Below are 16,930 nucleotides of genomic sequence, written 5' to 3'. Positions count from 1 at the left end.
GCTCGGTCCCGTTGATCTCAGCCTTATATGGCGAGGCCGGGCGGATTGGCCAGTACGGCGATTCTGTGTCGGCTGTTTTGAATGGCCCTGCGCAATTTTGGGGAGGGGACGAAAGCCGCGGCTGCGTGTTACCATGGTGCCGTATCGCGCATGTTGCCGGACACTGCGCTGCAGGATGTCACTGGAGACCCTTCGAATGACCCGTTCTCGCCTGTCCCGCCTCGCCACTGCGGCGCTGATCCCGGCAGCCGCGCTGACGCTGAACGCCGCGGCCTGGGCGCAATCTCCACCCGCCACGCCGCCAGCGGCAAGCACCCCGGCGACCCCGCCCGCGCCCGCACCGGCCACACCAGCTCCGGCGGCAACGGCTCCCGCCACTCCCGCTCCCGCCGCACGGGAGACGCCGGCCCCCGTCGCGCCGGCAACGCCGCCCGCCGCGGCGCAGGCTCCCGCAACGCCAGCCGCGCCTCAGGTCCAGGTTGCCGATCCGTTCGGCGAGGAAATCACGCTATCGCCGAAGCAGATGGTGACCTTCGTCGGCAAGGCGAATTGGGATTCGGCCTTCGATACGCTGATGGATGCGTTCAAGCAGATCACCACCGTGCTCGACAAACAGGGCGTCAAGTCATCCGGCAACCCGATGATCGTCTATACGACCACCGACGACACCGGCTTCACCTTCCTCGCGGAAATCCCGGTCGATCAGGAGGTGAAGAACCTGCCGAAGGCGATGAAGATGGGTCTGTCACCGGATGGCAAGGCACTGAAGTTCGTCCATCGCGGCTCCTACGACAATATGGACAACACCTATGAGGCGATCACCAATCACCTCGACGACAAAAAGCTAGAGGCGAAAGACACCTTCATCGAGGAATACATGACCGATCCCTTGAAGACGGCGGAAGACAAGCTCGTCATCAATGTCTATGTGCCGCTGAAGTAATAGAAGCGAAGGCCAGCGATAAAGAATCTCTGGTCATAAAGAAGCCTTGGACGGTCGCGACAGATCGGGCATGAAAAATCATCTGACTCTGGCCGTTTTCGGCATTGCGCTCATCGCCACTCCTGCGCTCGCGCAGGTCAATCCACCGCCGACGATTTCCGTCTCCGGCGAAGGCACCGTCTCGGTGCCGCCGGATCTCGCTGTCGTCGATGGCGGTGTCACGACTGATGCCAAGACGGCACGCGAGGCCGCCGAGGCCAACAATGTCGCGATGGCCAAGGTGTTGGCGGCCCTGAAGAGTGCCGGCATTGCGGAAAAGGACATGCAGACGTCGCGGCTGTCGCTGTTTCCGCAATATGCGCAGCAGACCCGCCCCAATCCTGGCCCCAACGTGATCTCGGGCTATCGCGCCAGCAACCGCGTCACCATCCGCGTACGCGACGTGACCAAGGTGGCCGGCACGATCGACGCGCTGGTAGCTTCGGGCGCCAATGAGGTCGGCGGCATCAATTTCATGGTGACGAAGGCGTCGCAACTGCTCGACGACGCGCGCAGCGAAGCGGTCGCTGACGCGCGGCGCAAGGCGGAGATTTACGCCAAGGCGGCCGGCGTCAAGCTCGGCGCGCCGATCAGCATCTCCGAGGACTCCGGCAGCGCGCCGGCACCGATGATGCTGCGCAAGATGGGTGCCGACGCGGCATCGGCCCCGGTGGCGCAAGGCGAGGAAGTGCTGCGCGTGAATGTCAGCGTGAGCTGGGAAATCAAGCCCGCGCAGTGATAGCAGCGTGACACCCCTCCGCATGTCGTCCCCGCGAACGCGGGGACGACAGTTTAAATCTCCACGACCTGTCCCGGCTTCAGCGCCATAAACTTCTCGCTGGGCAATTCCGCCGCGCTGCATGCGGCGGCCAATCCCTTCACCGGTCCGTCGATCGCTTCATCAGTAAGCTGGAATGTGCTGTGATGGCTGGCCAGCGCCTGCTGCGCTCCGCAATCGCCAAAGGCTTTCACGGCATCTTCCGGATTCATGTGCTGGTCCTTCATGAACCAGCGTGGCTCATAGGCGCCGATCGGCAGGATCGCGAGCCTGATAGCACCATGGGTCTCGCGCACACGGCGGAAGTGCAGGCCGTCGCCATAGCCGCTGTCGCCAACGATGTAGATCTTGCCGGCTGGCGTCTCCAGCACGAAGCTCGCCCAGAGCGACTTGTTACGATCAAACAGGCCGCGCGCGGTCCAGTGGCGCGTCGGCACCAGCGTGACGGCGAGGCCGTTGCCGAGCTCGACGCGATCTGTCCAGTCATAGGCCTCGGCTTTGATCGCGCTGTCGGCGCTCTTCATGGTGACGTCATTGCCAAGCGGCGTGATCACGCGCGGCGCAAATTTGGCCGATAGCTTCGACAGTGTCGGAAGATCGAGATGGTCATAGTGACCGTGCGATACCAGCACGACATCGATCTTCGGCAGCTTGTCGAAGGCGATGCCGGGCGCGGTGTGGCGCTTCGGGCCGGCGAACGAGAACGGCGAGACACGGTCGGACCACACCGGATCGAACAGGATGTTGATTCCCGCGGTCTGGATCAGCCAGCTCGCGTGACCCACGTAACTAAAGCGAACGCCCGTACCCTCGACCTTGGCCGGCGGCGTATCGGCAAACTCGTTATCGACCCAGTCCGGCCAGACCTCGCGCGTACGGCCGCCGCCGAATTGCCAGCGCAGCACTTCGCCGAGCGACCTCGGCGGCGCGCCATCAGGATCGAAGAAGATCTTGCCGTCGAAGTGATCGGAGACGGGGCCGTCATAATTGGTCATGTGGGAAGCCCAGATGGCCGACAGCCCCGCCGCTGCGGCGAGGCCGCCGATGGATGCGAGAAGCTTGCGGCGGGTGATGGTCATGAATGTCAAAAGCCGAAAAGGGGAACCTGAGGTGAGCGATCACTCACATCTAGGGCAGCTCACCCAGAAATCCAATTGCCTATTGTCAATTTAATCGCCTGCTGCAGAGAATATCCTTTATCTTGAATGGGTTGCCGTTTCGGGCGACGGCGCGGCGGCCATATTTCCTTGACTCGCCGGGCCCCGGCGCTGTAAGTCCCCACCAATTCTCGAAAAGTTCTCTTTTCGACCCGCCGACCGGTCCTGGAGTCCGGAGGTCAACGCCCGACAGCGCGATGCGCCCTCGGGCGCAAAAGTGTTTGGTTTTTCGTCATCATGGTGATGGCGATATCGGAAGCGAAGCAGCGATGTTCGACAATCTGTCGGAACGACTTGGCGGAATTCTCGACCGGCTCACCGGACGCGGTGCGCTGTCGGAGGCTGACGTCGATGCCGCGATGCGCGAAGTGCGCCGCGCGCTGCTCGAAGCCGACGTCTCGCTCGACGTGGTCCGCTCCTTCATCGATCGCGTGCGTGAGCAGGCCATTGGCGCCACCGTCGTCAAGTCGGTCACGCCCGGCCAGATGGTCGTCAAGATCGTCCATGACGAACTGGTCGCGACCCTCGGCGCAGATGGCGAAGGCGGCATCGATCTTCAGGCTGTGCCGCCCGTCGCCATTATGATGGTCGGTCTGCAGGGCTCCGGTAAGACCACCACGACCGCGAAGCTTGCGCGCCGTCTCACTCAGCGCGACAAGCGCAAGGTGCTGATGGCGTCGCTCGACGTCTATCGTCCGGCTGCCATGGAGCAGCTCGCGGTGCTCGGCCGTGATCTCGACATTCAGACGCTGCCGATCGTCGAAGGCCAGAAGCCGGCTGAGATTGCCAAGCGCGCGCTGTCCGCTGCCAAGCTCGGCGGCTATGACGTGGTTCTGCTCGACACCGCCGGTCGCACGACGCTCGACGAAGAAATGATGACGGAAGCGATCGAGATCAAGGCGATCGCCAATCCGCATGAAGTGCTGCTGGTCGCGGATGCGCTGACCGGTCAGGACGCCGTCAATCTCGCGCGCTCCTTCAACGAGCGCGTCGGCCTCACCGGCATCGCGCTAACCCGCGTCGACGGCGATGGCCGCGGCGGTGCTGCACTGTCGATGCGCGCCGTGACCGGCAAGCCGATCAAGCTGATCGGTACCGGCGAAAAGACCGATGCGCTGGAAGACTTTCATCCGAGCCGTATCGCCGGCCGCATCCTCGGCATGGGCGACGTGGTGTCGCTGGTCGAGCGCGCTGCTGCAAATATCGATGCGGAAAAAGCCGCCCGTACTGCCGAGCGCATGCGCAAGGGCCAGTTCGATCTCACCGACATGCGTGAGCAGCTGATCCAGATGACCAATATGGGCGGTCTATCCGGCCTGATGGGCATGATGCCCGGCATCGCTAAGATGAAGAACCAGATCGCCTCCGCCGGTCTCGATGACCGCGTGGTGAAGCGCCAGATCGCAGTCATCGATTCGATGACGCGTCAGGAGCGCAAGAATCCCGACATCCTCAAGGCCAGTCGCAAGAAGCGTATCGCTGCCGGCGCCGGCCTCAAGGTCGAGGAAGTCAACAAGGTGCTGAAGATGCACCGGAACATGGCCGATATGATGAAGGCCATGGGCTCCGGCAAGCGTGGCCCGATGGCCGGCATCGCGCAGGCCATGGGCTTCGGTGGCGGTGGCATGCCATCCCCCGAACAGATGAAGGCGATGGCCGAGAAGATGCCGGGCGGGATGCCGCAGGGCATGCCGTCATTGCCGAAAGATTTCCCGGGCCTTTCAGGGCTGGGCAAACCGACGCTGCCGGGACTCGGCGGCTTTCCCGGTCTCGGGAAAAAGAAATAACCGACCCATTCAACTCACATTCAAATCGAACACACTTAGGAGAATCCCATGTCCGTCGTTATCCGCCTCGCCCGCGCAGGCACCAAGAAGCGTCCCGTCTATCACGTCGTCGTCGCCGACTCGCGTTTTCCCCGTGATGGCCGCTTCATCGAGCGTCTCGGTTACTTCAATCCGCTGCTCGCCAAGGACAACGAGCTGCGCCTGAAGCTCGACCTCGACAAGACCAAGGCCTGGATCGCCAAGGGCGCACAGCCGTCGGACCGCGTGGCTCGTTTCCTCGATGCCGCTGGCGTTCAGAAGCGCGAAGCCCGCAACAATCCGGAGAAGGCCGTGCCGCGCAAGGAGCGCAAGGCCAACGCTGAAGCCGCCGCCAAGAAGTAAGGCGGAATGACCTCCGCGCAAATCTGCGTCGCGCGCATCGGCGCGCCGCATGGTGTGCGCGGTCAGGTCCGGCTGTGGACCTTCACCGAAGATCCATTCGCCGTGTGCGACTACGGTCCGCTTGTCACCAAGGACGGCAAGCGGAGCTTTGAGGTCGATGACGTCCGCGAGGCCAAGGGCCATCTGGTCGCGACGCTGAAGGGCGTCGCGTCCCGCGAAGACGCCGAGCGCCTCAATGGCGTCGAGCTCTATGTGGCGCGCGATGCGCTGCCCGACACCGAAGACGACGAATATTACCACGCCGACCTGATCGGCCTCGCTGCGGTCAATGCAGCGGGCGATGCGATCGGTCGTGTCGTCGGCATCCATAATTTCGGCGCCGGCGACATCATCGAGATCGCGCCGCTAGAGGGCGCGACCATGCTGTTGCCCTTCACCAATGCGGTGGTGCCGACCGTTGACCTCGCGGCCGGCCGTGTCGTGATCGAATTGCCGGGTGAGATCATCGGCGACGATCCCACCGCGGCATAACTCTTACGCTTTCAACGCTTCCGCAATCGTTGTTGCAAACGGTGTGGTCGGCCGCCCGATCAGTTTGCTCAGCGTATGGCTGTCATCGAACAGCGCGCCATCAGCCGCGGCCGTATCCGACGTCGCGATCAGTTCTGCGAGTTCTTCCGGCAAACCTGCGCCGAGCAGCGCTGCCTTGAAGTCGGCTTCGGGCAAGCGGACATAGGCGACAGTCTTTCCGGACTGCTTCGTGATCTCCGCTGCAAAAGCTTCCAGCGTGTAGGCTTCGTCGCCAGCCAGCTCATAGATTTGTCCGGCGTGATCCGTTGTCGAGGTCAGCACGGCTGCAGCCGCTGCTGCGTAATCTGCGCGCGAGGCCGATGCGATGCGGCCATCACGGGCGCTGCTGATCAGCGCGTTGTGCGCCAATGCCGCGGGGATCGATGCCGTGTAGTTCTCGGTGTACCAGCCGTTGCGCAGCAGCGCGAAAGGAATGCCGGAAGCGCGGATCAATTCTTCCGTCGGCAAATGCTCTTTGGCGACTGAGAGCGGTGAGGTGTCCGCACGCAGTACGCTCGTATAGGCGATCAGCTTCACGCCGGCCTTCTTGGCGGCGTCGATCACATTGCGGTGCTGCGGGACACGTTGCCCCAGTTCGTTCGACGAGATCAGCAGCAGGCGGTCGATGCCCTTGAAGGCGGCGTCCAGCGTGTCCGGTTTGCTGTAATCGGCAGCGACGACGGTGACGCCCCTGGCGGCGAGATCGGCGCCCTTGGCCGGATCGCGCAGGCCAGCGACGATCTGGCTGGCCGGGACAAGTTTGAGCAGGGCGTCGATGGTGAGGCGACCAAGCTGGCCATTGGCGGCGGTGACGAGAATACGGTGGTTCAACATGGCAAAATCTCCTAAGGTCTCTAATTGACGATAGGTCTTGAATAGAGACTGCCTGATCGTACCGTAAGGAGGCAGTTTTTTATCGCCAGGTTACCTGGAAGTGACCTGCGGTCGGCCGGAAGGAGTCTCCCGATGCCCCAAAAAGCTTCTGACAATGCCCCCTTGGCCACCCGCTTCGACGAATGGCGGGCGCGGGGCTTCGATGCCGATGCCTGCCCGGTGCGCAACGTGCTGGACCGCATTGGCGACAAATGGACGTCGCTGCTGCTGGTGGTGCTGGCGGCCCGGCCGCATCGTTTCAGCGAGCTGCATCGTGCGGTGCCGGATATTTCCAAGCGCATGCTGACCCAGTCGCTGCGCGACCTACAGCGCGATGGGCTGATCACCCGCCACGTCTTCCCGACCAAGCCCCCCTCGGTGGAGTATCGCCTGTCGCCGCTCGGCCAGTCCGCGATGGCGCCGCTGGCGGGCCTGATCGACTGGGCGGAACGCAGTTTTGAGGAGATCAAGGCGTCGCGCGCCGCGTTCGATGCCGGCGACACCAGCGAGCAGATGTCGGCGGCTTGAACGGGCTCGCGGGGGTTTGACGCCTCGCGCCGGACGCGCGATGGAGAGCCATGACTATCGAACCCCCACCATGGCGCGCGACGGTACTGACGCTGTTTCCCGAAATGTTTCCGGGACCGCTCGGCATCAGCCTCGCAGGCAAGGCGCTGGCTTCCGGCCTGTGGGCGCTGGAGCCGCGCGATATCCGTGCTTCGGCCACCGACAAGCATCGCAGCGTCGATGACACACCGGCGGGCGGTGGGCCGGGCATGGTGCTGCGGGCAGACGTGCTGGCGGCAGCGATCGATGCGGCAGATGCGCAAGACCGCCCCAGGCTCGTCATGAGCCCGCGCGGTCGGCCATTGACCCAGGCGCGGGTGGCGGAACTGGTTGCGGGGCCGGGGCCGCTGATCGTCTGCGGCCGTTTTGAAGGCATCGACCAGCGCGTCATCGACGCCCGCGGGCTCGAGGAAGTCTCGATCGGGGACTATGTGCTGTCCGGCGGCGAAATTGCCGCCATGACGCTGATTGACGCCTGCGTGCGGCTTTTGCCGGGAGTGATGGGCAAATTGGTCTCGGGAACCGACGAAAGCTTCTCCGATGGACTACTGGAATACCCGCAATATACTCGCCCGCAGACCTTTGAAGGGCGAGAGATTCCCGACGTTCTGATCTCCGGGGACCACGCCAGGGTCGCCAAATGGCGGCTGGCCGAGGCGGAGGCGCTGACCGCCGCACGACGGCCCGATTTGTGGGCGGTCCGTCCGAAAGTGCCGGAATCAGGCAAAAAACGAAAACCGCTAAAAATCACGACGGGCGAGTGACAGAGACGGGTGACAACGGCTTCGCTTTCCCGTATAGCAGCGCCAAATCCGTGCAATGGCAGGGTAAGAGTTTCGAGCGCAGCCCGCGCAACGTCTGGGCGCGCCGCCGATGGAGATTTTCGATGAACCTGATTCAGACGCTTGAAAAAGAGCAGTTCGACCGCCTTTCCGCCACCAAGTCGATCCCGGAATTCGGTCCCGGCGACACCCTCATCGTCAACGTGAAGGTTGTCGAAGGCGAGCGCTCCCGCGTTCAGGCCTATGAAGGCGTCTGCATCGGCCGTAACGGCGGTGGCATCAATGAGAGCTTCACCGTTCGCAAGATCTCCTACGGCGAGGGTGTCGAGCGCGTGTTCCCGCTGCTCTCCCCGATGATCGATTCGATCAAGGTTGTGCGTCGCGGCAAGGTGCGTCGCGCCAAGCTGTATTACCTGCGCGATCTGCGCGGCAAGTCGGCCCGTATCGTCGAGAAGAAGACCGAGCGCCCGGCGAAGGTCGCGGCTGTGGCTGCAGCGAAGTAATTTTCCGCATCACCGAATGTGCGAGACGAAAAGCGCGGCGCAAGCCGCGCTTTTTTGTTACGTGAAGACTGCATACCTCGGTCGCATTGGCGTCGTGATCGCCGAGTGCTATATGACTGGAATGTTTCTAGACCTGCACCAGCACGCATTGCGCATCGTCATCGACGATCATAGCCGGCTGCCCGGTCGCTTCTTCGGTCGCTTCACCACGTCGATCGTGGGTGCGCTTAGAAGCGCGTGAGCAATCTCACGCGTTTCTTTCCCCGTTTCTCAGTTGCGCGCTTTGCGCCGCCGATGCGGCAGATCATTTAGCAGCACGCAACTGGCCCACGTTTTCTTTCGAGGCCTGATCTCATGACTGACTCTGCAAAGCCGACCACCCTGTACGACAAGATCTGGAACGACCATCTGGTCGAGGAAGCCGCCGACGGCACCTGCCTGCTCTATATCGATCGCCATCTGGTGCACGAAGTGACGAGCCCGCAGGCCTTCGAAGGTCTGCGTGCTGCAGGCCGCCGTGTGCATGCGCCGGAGAAGACGCTCGCGGTCGTCGATCACAACGTGCCGACCACGGATCGCACCAAGCCCAATCCCGATCCGGAAAGCACCGAGCAGATTGCGACGCTGGCCGAGAACGTGCGCGAATTCGGTATCGAATATTACAACGAGTTCGACAAGCGTCAGGGCATCGTTCACGTCATCGGCCCCGAGCAGGGCTTTACGCTGCCGGGCACGACGATCGTTTGCGGCGACAGCCATACCTCGACGCATGGCGCATTCGGTGCGCTGGCGCATGGCATCGGCACGTCGGAAGTCGAGCACGTGCTGGCGACACAGACGTTGATCCAGAAGAAGGCGAAGAACATGCGCGCCACCGTCGATGGCAAACTGCCCGACGGCGTCACCGGCAAGGACATCATCCTGGCCATCATCGGCGAGATCGGCACCGCCGGCGGCACCGGCTATGTGCTGGAATATGCCGGCGAGGCGATCCGCGCGCTGTCGATGGAAGGCCGCATGACGGTCTGCAACATGTCGATCGAAGGCGGCGCCCGCGCCGGCCTGATCGCGCCCGACGAGAAGGCCTATGAATTCCTCAAGGGTCGCCCGATGTCGCCGAAAGGCGATATGTGGGAACAGGCCGTGCGCTACTGGGAAACGCTGCGCTCTGACGAAGGCGCGCATTTCGATCACGAGATACGTCTCGACGCCGCCAAGCTGCCCCCCATCGTGACCTGGGGCACGTCGCCCGAGGACGTCATCTCGATCACCGGCAAGGTGCCGAACCCGGCGGACATCGCGGATGAAGCCAAGCGTCTCTCCAAGGAGCGCGCGCTGGCCTATATGGGTCTGACTGCGGGTACGAAAATCACCGATATCAAGCTGGATCGCGTCTTCATCGGCTCCTGCACCAATGGCCGTATCGAAGATCTGCGCGCCGCGGCCAAGGTCGTCGACGGCAAGACTGTCAACGGCCATGTCTCGGCGATGATCGTGCCGGGCTCGGGTCTGGTGAAGGAGCAGGCGGAAGCCGAAGGGCTCGACAAGATTTTCCTGAAAGCCGGCTTCGAATGGCGCGAGCCGGGCTGCTCCATGTGTCTGGCGATGAACCCCGACAAGCTGGCGCCGGAAGAACGCTGCGCCGCCACCTCGAACCGCAACTTCGAGGGTCGTCAGGGCCACAAGGGCCGCACCCATCTGGTGTCGCCGGCGATGGCGGCTGCGGCTGCGATCGCGGGGCACTTCGTCGATATCAGAGAGTGGCGCTGAGTCACTCGCTCGTCATTCCGGGGCAGGCCGGGTCGCGTAGCGGGCCGGCGTGAACCCGGAATCCCGACGTGAGTCCGCGTCTTCCTCGCCTGGAATGAGCAGGCGATGAATACACCGAGATTCCGGGTTCGCATTGCAGCGGCTACGCCGCCTTCATGCGCCCCGGAATGACAGCCACGTGTATCCGGGCTAACTTTGCGACATGCCGCGCCCGCCCTCGAAACCCATCAATCTCGATATCACCGCCGCCCGCCGCATCTGGTTGCGCGCGCAGCGGCTCGATGCGCGTGCGCCGTTCGGTGACGGCGCGGAGGCGGTGAAGGCTGCCGTCCAGCATCTCGGCTATGTGCAGATCGACACCATCAATGTGATCGAGCGCAGCCATCATCACATCCTGTTCTCGCGTATTCCCGATTACAGGCGGGCTGATCTCAAACAGGCCCAGACGCACGACAAGAGCGTGTTCGAATACTGGACCCACGCGCTCGCTTACGTGCCGACCGACGACATCGGCCTCTTCGTGCCGGACATGAAATATTATCGCCGTGAGGGCCACGGCTGGTTCGCGTCGGTGACGTCCGCGGACAAGCGCAAGGTGATGCGGCTGGCCAAAGCCGGCCCGCTGTCGATTCGCGACATCGATGACGACGTGCTGCGCGAGAAGGATCATGAATGGGCCAGCCGCAAGCCGTCGAAGCGGGCGCTGCAATTGGCGTTCTATGAGGGGCATCTCACGATCTCCGAACGCACGGGCATGCTGAAGACTTATGATCTTCTGTTGCGGCATTTCGGCTGGGACACGCTGCCGAAAGCGGCGAGCGCTACGGAGAAGTTCGCCTATCTGCTGGACCGCGCGCTGCGGTCGCAGGGCATCGTCAGTCTGGACTCGATCTGCCATCTGGATGCACCGAGCAAGGCCGGCATACGCAAGCTGATCGAGGCCCGTCTGCGCAAGGGCGAGCTGATGGCCATTACGCTTGATGGCGCCGGCAAGCAGGAGCACTGGACGACGCCCGCTGCGATCGAGGACACCAGCCCGGGCGAGGCTGGGCTGGTGCATGTGCTGTCGCCATTCGATCCCCTGGTGATCCAACGCAAGCGAACAAATTTGTTCTTCGGCCACGATCATCGTTTCGAGGCCTATGTACCGAAGGAAAAACGTCAGCTCGGCTATTTCGCACTGCCGGTGCTGGTGGACGATCAGATCGTGGCGGCCGTCGACCTCAAGACCGATCGGCAGAAGCGCAAATTGCTGATGCAGCAATGGAGCTGGGTCGGCGATGGCGCGAAGCCGAAAACGCCGCGCAAGGAGTGGAAGCGGCGGATCGAAGAAGAGCTCGGGCGGTTCGAGTCGTTTCAGTTGGGCGAGTGAACGACTAACACTCAGTCGTCATGGCCGGGACAAGCCCGGTCATAACCGAGAGTGTGGAGCGTGGCTTTAGTCAAACCGGCCCAACTCACCAGTAAGCATGGAAGCGATGGTAATGCCGCCGGTAGTGCCAGTGGCGGTGATGCCATGGGCGATAGCGGCAGATCTTGCGTGGGCCGTAATAGGTCCAGACGATCCGGCAGAAGCGTCGCGGCTGGTAGTAGCGGGGGCCGTAATAGTAGCTCGGCGCGTAGCCGTAATAGTGCGGGCGGAAATGGCGGCGATAGCCGTAATGGCGCGCGCCGTAGTAACGCGCCGGCGCATAATAGGGGCGCCGGGCGATCAATGGCGCCGCGTAGCGATAGCCGCCGCCATGAAAGGCGGGGCCGCGCCGGAAGCCGCCGCCGACAAAGGCCGGGCCCGGGCGGAAACCGCCACCGCCACGAAACGCAGGCGCTACGGCACGGAAGCCTCCGCCTCCACCGCCACCCCGAAGCGCCGGCATGCCGCCGCCGCGAAATCCGCCGCCGCCTCCGCCATGAAAGGCGTGACCTCCGCCGCCACCGCCGCGGAAACCTCCTCCGCCACCACCGCCGCGTCCACCGCGATGCTGGACCTGCGTGAACAAAGCATCATGCGCCTGCTTGGCTGCGGGTGCCGCGCCGGGATTGATCAGCGAGACTGCCCGCGCCGATGGCGTCAGCGACATCATCATCGCTGCGGCGGCAGCCACGCCGAGCGAGCGCGTCATGAATTGTCTGATCGCAAAACCTCGTTCGGTATTCAGGACAGATCGTCGATCTTGAACATGTCTCATCAGAAACATCCTCCCTCGATCAGCGCATGGGACATCGATCGCGCAAACCTGACGGCACAGGTCCTCGCTTGCGCCAACGGTGCGTTTGCGCATGGTCGTGTCATGTGGGTTGTCGCGCCTTGACCGAAAATTAAGGATGCTGATCTGAACGCGTCATGAATGACGCGGGCGGAAGCCGCGCGGTGCGCACAAAAAAACAGGCGCCGCAAAGGGCGCCCGTCGATGTCGTCCGGTGATGTCAGAGTTTACCAGCGGCCGAAGCTGAAGCCGACGCTGAGCGGGCCGCCGAAACCGACGCCCGGGCCATAACCATAGGCGCCATAGGGACGATAGCCGCCGTAATAGCCGTAGGGCCGGTAGCCGTATCCGCCGTAGTAGGCAGGGCGATAGGCATAGGGGCGTCCGTAATAGGCCGGGCCGTAATAGGAGCGGTACGGACGATAGCCGTATCCGTAGCCATAACGCGGGCCGTAATAGCCGCGATACCCGTAATGCCGGTGACCGAAGTGATGGCGGTGGTGGAAGTGGCGATGGCGCCGCTGTGCGCTGAAGTCCGTCGCCTTCGCCTTGTTGTCCGACGTAGCCTTTTGAGTCGCCTGCGTGTCAGCCATGGCGGGGGCGCTGGTCAATGCGCCGCCGAGTGAAAGTGTTGCAGCCAGCATGGCTGCGCCTACCCAGTTCTTCATGATCTTTCCTTGCCTCGATGGCTTTCCATCGATCGTCTTTCGTCGCCTTCACCCCATAACGCATATGGGGGCAGAGATTTCCCGCGACAGAGAGACGCGGTCAACATCCCGTCAACGAGAACAGGCGCACTTGCGCGCGCCTGTTTCCATTTCAGAGATATTCTCAGTAGCGCCAACCGTGACGACGCACGTGATGCGGCCGGTGCCAGCCATGATGGCGGCGCACGTGATGCGGCCGGTGCCAGCCATGATGGCGGCGGACGTGATGCGGGCGATGCCAGCCGTGGTGACGGCGCATGCCGTGATGCCCGCGATAGCCGCGATCGTGGTGATGGCGATACTGCACCTCGGTCGTCAGCTTCTCACTGCCTTGCACAGACGATGCGATGCCTGGGCTGTTCAGCGAGACTGCATTTGCTTGCTGTGTCGGCGCTGCGACAAACAGCAATCCTGCGATGGCAGCGAAGCCGAAAAATTTCTTTACGTTCACGTGTTCTCTCCTGGGTCTGCTGCGTTCATGTCGAGATGCAGCTTCACGAATGGATCATAGCCCATGCTGATGACGCTAGGGTTTGAGAGGTGAACGCGATGTGAATGGTGCGTGAGCGATATGACGCGGTGGCGGACTGTCGCAGCCGCGGAACGAATGCGCGTCATCGCGCCAATGTGAAGCATGGTTGTAAAACCAAACCGCTGTGCGACACGTATCTCGATCATGCAATGATGGAGGCCATCATGATGCGCTTGATCTCGACGATTGTTGTCACGCTCGCATTTGTCTCCGCCGCTCTGGATCCGTGGATCGAACAGGCGCAGGCGTCGCAAGGCCCCGGCGTGATGCCTGGCACCGCAGGCAAGGCAACACAACTCGCCATGGCGATCATCGTCTATGGCGGTTCGGCGATAGTGATTGCAGCGGGTCTGATCGGTGCCGCGCGAGAGCGCCGCTAGGTCAGCCGCGGCGCCAGTAGCAGTTCATGCGCGGCACGATCACGGTGCCGCTCGGGCGATATTCCTGCACCAGATTGGCGGTGCAATCGCGCACGGCATTCGGGCCGGGATTGTAGCTGGGATAGACACCGCGTTCGTCCGGGGTGCGATAGATGCGAACGCGCGGGCGCGCGCGGCGAGGCTGAACGCTGTCGTCGGACTGGGCGACCTGCGTGGCCGTCTGTGCCTGTGCGACGCCAACCATAGGCAGCGCGCCGAGCGCAACCGCCAATCCCAGTGCCGCCATCATGATCCGCATTTTAACGCCCCAAACCGCCATAGGCATGATCCCGAAAAGTAAATGCCGGTTTTCGCCGACAAACGGGTTCGTTTGTCGAGAGATCATGCCTCAAACAACGCCGCAAAGTCTCCGATTGACGCCCGCGCGTCAACCGCTCGTGAACGCGCTGCACCGGCGCATTGCCATGTCACGGGAATTGGCTAGACAGGGAAACATGTGGCATCAGGCAAAAGCTCCCGATCTCGCCGAAATGGAGGACATGGCCCATGCCATGCTCGCCCTCCTGCCGGAGGGTTTCCGCAAGCTCTGTGCGGGCGTGATCATCCGGGTCGACGATTTCCCGACCGATGAGGTGCTGGAGGAGATGCAGGCCGAGACCGAATTCGACCTGCTCGGCCTGTTCCAGGGCGTCGGCCTGCCATTCCAGAGCCAGGACAATACCGGGCAGTTGCCCAACATGATCTGGCTGTATCGCCGGCCGATCCTGGATTACTGGGCCGAACACGACGAAACCCTCGGCCATATCGTCCGCCACGTGCTGATCCACGAGATAGGCCACCATTTCGGCCTGTCGGACGCCGATATGGAGGCCATCGAGGCTGGCGTCGCCGATTAGCCCTGCATAAATCACCCTTGGACGGGCCGCCCGATCGGGCTAAAACGCCCGCTCAATCCGAGGATACGTTCATGGACAAGTTCACCACGCTGGAAGGCGTCGCGGCGCCGCTGAAGATCATCAATGTCGATACCGACATGATCATCCCGAAGCAGTATCTGAAGACCATCAAGCGTACCGGTCTCGGCAAGGGCCTGTTCTCGGAAGCGCGCTACCTCGATGACGGCAGCGAAAACCCGGATTTCGTCCTCAACAAGCCTGCCTATCGCAACGCCAAGATCATGGTGGCCGGCGACAATTTCGGCTGCGGTTCGTCGCGCGAACACGCGCCCTGGGCGCTGCTGGATTTCGGCATCCGCTGTGTGATCTCAACCTCGTTTGGCGACATCTTCTACAACAACTGCTTCAAGAACGGCGTTCTGCCGATCCGCGTCTCGCAGAAGGATCTCGACGCGTTGTTCGACGATGCCGAGCGCGGCGCCAATGCGACCATCACCATCGATCTGCCGAACCAGGAAATCCGCGGTCCTGACGGCGGCACGGTGAAGTTCGAGATTGATCCGTTCCGCAAGCACTGCCTGCTCAACGGTCTCGACGATATCGGCCTGACAATGGAGAAGAAGGCTTCCATCGACAGCTACGAAGAGAAGCTCAAGACCGCACGCGCCTGGGCCTGATCTCACTTCGGAAGGTGACGCGTGATTCCTGACGTCGTCACCTTTTGGGAGGGCCCGCTCGATGCGCTGCGCAGGCTGTGCCTGAGATCACAGGTCGAGGCGGGCCATCGCGTCACGCTCTACAGTTTTGCACCGATACTCGATCTGCCGGATGGCGTGAGCAATGCCGATGCGGAAGCCGTGTTGCCGCGCGCCTTTGCCGAGCGGCTGCGCCCGTCAGATCCCGATGGCGCGTGGGTTGGCTGGACCCCGCTGCAGTTCAGCGATTTCTTTCGCATTCGGCTGATGGCCGAAGGTCTTGGCCTCTGGCTCGACGCGGATGTGTTGCTGCTGAAGCCGATCGAGATTGATCCGGCAAAACCCTATTTCGCCTGGGAGAAGCGACGTCAGCTCGGCAATTCGGTGCTATATCTACCGCCGGACGATCCGATCGTTGCGGCGTTTGAGGCGCTGATCAGGCAGGACGAGTTGACGCCAGACTGGATGTCATTGCGTCATCGCCTCACCTTTGCATGGCGCAAGCTGCGCGGTAGTGCGAAGCGCGCTAGCGACGTGCGCGTCGCGATCTTCGGCCCGGCATCGCTGACGGCGCTCGCGAAGCGCCACGGCTTGCAGCATCACGCGCTGCCGCGGAAGGCTTATTATTCGATTCACGCGGAGCCGAAGCTATTCTTTGAGCCGTCGGACTTTGCGACGCTGGTCGGCGATCCGGATATTCTCGGCTTTCATATCTCGCCAAAGGGACGCGGGAAGGAAGCGCCGATGCCGGGAAGCTTTTATGCCTGGGCGGCCGAGCGGGTCGGTAAGAGATAGGCGAGCCAGACTCTCGAAGCGGCCGGCCTCCTACGTCATTCCGGGGCGAGCGTCGCCGGCGAAGCCGGCAGAGCGCGAAGCTGACCTCCCGACCCACTCTCGTTATTCCGGGGCGCACGAAGCGGCGCAGCCGCGTAGTGCGAATCCGGAATCTCAGAGTGTTTTGCGTTGAACATGCGGAGATTCCGGGTTCGCTTGCGCGACGTTGTCGCTCCAGCGCCCCGGAATGACGGGTGTGAGGTGGCAAGACAGCGCTTAAACATTTTTTCCTATTCTTCGTTGACAATATCCCCGCCTTGATTATATTCCCCTTCGTCCTGCCCCACCGAGAGGGGCGATCGCGATCGTCACGTTCGCGGGGCAGGATGCGGTGGACGCCGGAGATGCGGCGTTACGCGGTTCATGGGGGACGTCTGTCTTCGGGCAGGACGGATCTGCGCCAGCACTGCCACTGGCAAGGAGACGTTTAGCCTTGGGATGGAAAGACCCCTGGACAGTGTGACGGACGACCAAATCGAAACGCGTCCGGCTTACTCGCTTGAGGCACCCTGTCCCATTCGCCTTGGGACTG

21 protein-coding genes are annotated in these 16,930 nt (G+C 62.6%); 15 read left to right on the top strand and 6 right to left on the bottom strand.

The features are described from left to right. Nucleotides 1-196: 196 nt before the first annotated feature. Together AB8A38_RS18720 and AB8A38_RS18715 are read left to right on the top strand one after the other, a co-directional pair. Nucleotides 197-943 (top strand): GyrI-like domain-containing protein, encoded by a 747-nt coding sequence (locus AB8A38_RS18720; RefSeq protein WP_439087019.1) that lies wholly within the window; start codon nt 197-199, stop codon nt 941-943. A 70-nt stretch (nt 944-1,013) separates the two neighbouring features. Beyond that, nucleotides 1,014-1,721, top strand: coding sequence for an SIMPL domain-containing protein (locus tag AB8A38_RS18715; RefSeq protein ID WP_439087018.1), 708 nt, complete (start codon nt 1,014-1,016; stop codon nt 1,719-1,721). Between the two features lie 53 nt (nt 1,722-1,774). On the opposite strand, the gene AB8A38_RS18710 is transcribed toward AB8A38_RS18715, so the two are convergent. Continuing rightward, entirely contained in the window at nt 1,775-2,839 is a 1,065-nt protein-coding gene (locus AB8A38_RS18710) for an MBL fold metallo-hydrolase (RefSeq protein ID WP_439087017.1), read from the bottom strand. 347 nt (nt 2,840-3,186) lie between these two features. On the opposite strand from AB8A38_RS18710, the gene ffh reads away from it, so the two are divergent. From ffh to rimM, 3 genes are read left to right on the top strand one after another with little or no spacing between them, the layout of a single operon-like run. Next, nucleotides 3,187-4,704 carry a signal recognition particle protein gene (gene ffh, locus AB8A38_RS18705; RefSeq protein WP_439087016.1) on the top strand — a complete coding sequence of 506 codons (1,518 nt, stop codon included), beginning with the start codon at nt 3,187-3,189 and terminating at the stop codon, nt 4,702-4,704. A gap of 48 nt (nt 4,705-4,752) precedes the next feature. Beyond that, nucleotides 4,753-5,085 carry a 30S ribosomal protein S16 gene (gene rpsP, locus AB8A38_RS18700; protein ID WP_089266465.1) on the top strand — a complete coding sequence of 111 codons (333 nt, stop codon included), beginning with the start codon at nt 4,753-4,755 and terminating at the stop codon, nt 5,083-5,085. Between the two features lie 6 nt (nt 5,086-5,091). After that, a complete protein-coding gene (gene rimM / locus AB8A38_RS18695; protein WP_439087015.1) occupies nt 5,092-5,616 on the top strand; it encodes a ribosome maturation factor RimM in 525 nt (174 codons plus the stop codon). A 3-nt stretch (nt 5,617-5,619) separates the two neighbouring features. Here rimM and AB8A38_RS18690 read toward each other — a convergent pair whose 3' ends face one another. After that, complete coding sequence (locus AB8A38_RS18690; RefSeq protein ID WP_439087014.1) at nt 5,620-6,489, bottom strand: SDR family oxidoreductase; 870 nt, start codon at nt 6,487-6,489, stop codon at nt 5,620-5,622. Nucleotides 6,490-6,621: 132 nt separating this feature from the next. Here AB8A38_RS18690 and AB8A38_RS18685 point away from each other — a divergent pair, with 132 nt between their 5' ends. The 6 genes from AB8A38_RS18685 (at nt 6,622) to AB8A38_RS18660 (ending at nt 11,522) form a co-directional block, all read left to right on the top strand. After that, nucleotides 6,622-7,056: a winged helix-turn-helix transcriptional regulator gene (locus tag AB8A38_RS18685; RefSeq protein WP_439087013.1), complete on the top strand. Its 435-nt coding sequence runs from the start codon at nt 6,622-6,624 to the stop codon at nt 7,054-7,056. A 50-nt stretch (nt 7,057-7,106) separates the two neighbouring features. Further along, nucleotides 7,107-7,859 carry a tRNA (guanosine(37)-N1)-methyltransferase TrmD gene (gene trmD / locus AB8A38_RS18680; RefSeq protein ID WP_439087012.1) on the top strand — a complete coding sequence of 251 codons (753 nt, stop codon included), beginning with the start codon at nt 7,107-7,109 and terminating at the stop codon, nt 7,857-7,859. 122 nt (nt 7,860-7,981) lie between these two features. Continuing rightward, entirely contained in the window at nt 7,982-8,380 is a 399-nt protein-coding gene (gene rplS, locus AB8A38_RS18675; RefSeq protein ID WP_089266471.1) for a 50S ribosomal protein L19, read from the top strand. Nucleotides 8,381-8,396: 16 nt separating this feature from the next. Beyond that, entirely contained in the window at nt 8,397-8,621 is a 225-nt protein-coding gene (locus AB8A38_RS18670; RefSeq protein ID WP_439087011.1) for a hypothetical protein, read from the top strand. Between the two features lie 113 nt (nt 8,622-8,734). Continuing rightward, nucleotides 8,735-10,150: a 3-isopropylmalate dehydratase large subunit gene (leuC, locus tag AB8A38_RS18665; RefSeq protein WP_439087010.1), complete on the top strand. Its 1,416-nt coding sequence runs from the start codon at nt 8,735-8,737 to the stop codon at nt 10,148-10,150. 202 nt (nt 10,151-10,352) lie between these two features. Next, entirely contained in the window at nt 10,353-11,522 is a 1,170-nt protein-coding gene (locus tag AB8A38_RS18660) for a winged helix-turn-helix domain-containing protein (protein WP_439087009.1), read from the top strand. Between the two features lie 85 nt (nt 11,523-11,607). On the opposite strand, the gene AB8A38_RS18655 is transcribed toward AB8A38_RS18660, so the two are convergent. From AB8A38_RS18655 to AB8A38_RS18645, 3 genes are all read right to left on the bottom strand, one after another. Continuing rightward, the gene (locus AB8A38_RS18655) at nt 11,608-12,270 is read right to left on the bottom strand and encodes a hypothetical protein (RefSeq protein WP_439087008.1); all 663 of its coding nucleotides are present in this window, start codon (nt 12,268-12,270) and stop codon (nt 11,608-11,610) included. A 311-nt stretch (nt 12,271-12,581) separates the two neighbouring features. Beyond that, nucleotides 12,582-13,022, bottom strand: a complete 441-nt coding sequence (locus AB8A38_RS18650) for a hypothetical protein (protein WP_439087007.1) — start codon at nt 13,020-13,022, stop codon at nt 12,582-12,584. A 163-nt stretch (nt 13,023-13,185) separates the two neighbouring features. After that, nucleotides 13,186-13,512 carry a hypothetical protein gene (locus AB8A38_RS18645; protein ID WP_439087006.1) on the bottom strand — a complete coding sequence of 109 codons (327 nt, stop codon included), beginning with the start codon at nt 13,510-13,512 and terminating at the stop codon, nt 13,186-13,188. Nucleotides 13,513-13,757: 245 nt separating this feature from the next. Between AB8A38_RS18645 and AB8A38_RS18640 the strand changes: the two genes are divergently transcribed. Then, nucleotides 13,758-13,973 (top strand): hypothetical protein, encoded by a 216-nt coding sequence (locus tag AB8A38_RS18640; protein ID WP_439087005.1) that lies wholly within the window; start codon nt 13,758-13,760, stop codon nt 13,971-13,973. A gap of 1 nt (nt 13,974) precedes the next feature. Here the strand turns inward: AB8A38_RS18640 and AB8A38_RS18635 are convergent, their stop codons facing one another. Next, nucleotides 13,975-14,262 carry a hypothetical protein gene (locus AB8A38_RS18635; protein WP_439088556.1) on the bottom strand — a complete coding sequence of 96 codons (288 nt, stop codon included), beginning with the start codon at nt 14,260-14,262 and terminating at the stop codon, nt 13,975-13,977. Between the two features lie 205 nt (nt 14,263-14,467). Between AB8A38_RS18635 and AB8A38_RS18630 the strand changes: the two genes are divergently transcribed. The 3 genes from AB8A38_RS18630 to AB8A38_RS18620 all read left to right on the top strand — a co-directional run bounded on the left by AB8A38_RS18630 (nt 14,468) and on the right by AB8A38_RS18620 (nt 16,359). Further along, on the top strand, nt 14,468-14,869 hold the full coding sequence (locus tag AB8A38_RS18630; RefSeq protein ID WP_439073674.1) for a metallopeptidase family protein: 402 nt from the start codon (nt 14,468-14,470) through the stop codon (nt 14,867-14,869). Between the two features lie 71 nt (nt 14,870-14,940). Next, nucleotides 14,941-15,546, top strand: coding sequence for a 3-isopropylmalate dehydratase small subunit (gene leuD / locus AB8A38_RS18625; protein ID WP_089266479.1), 606 nt, complete (start codon nt 14,941-14,943; stop codon nt 15,544-15,546). A gap of 21 nt (nt 15,547-15,567) precedes the next feature. Further along, nucleotides 15,568-16,359 (top strand): hypothetical protein, encoded by a 792-nt coding sequence (locus AB8A38_RS18620; protein ID WP_439087004.1) that lies wholly within the window; start codon nt 15,568-15,570, stop codon nt 16,357-16,359. Nucleotides 16,360-16,930 lie beyond the last annotated feature (571 nt).

The sequence above is a fragment of the Tardiphaga sp. 839_C3_N1_4 genome (assembly GCF_051811045.1).
Taxonomy (GTDB): Bacteria; Pseudomonadota; Alphaproteobacteria; order Rhizobiales; family Xanthobacteraceae; genus Tardiphaga.
Note: the sequence above shows the minus strand (reverse complement) of the source record. Positions and strands in the feature narration are given on the sequence as shown.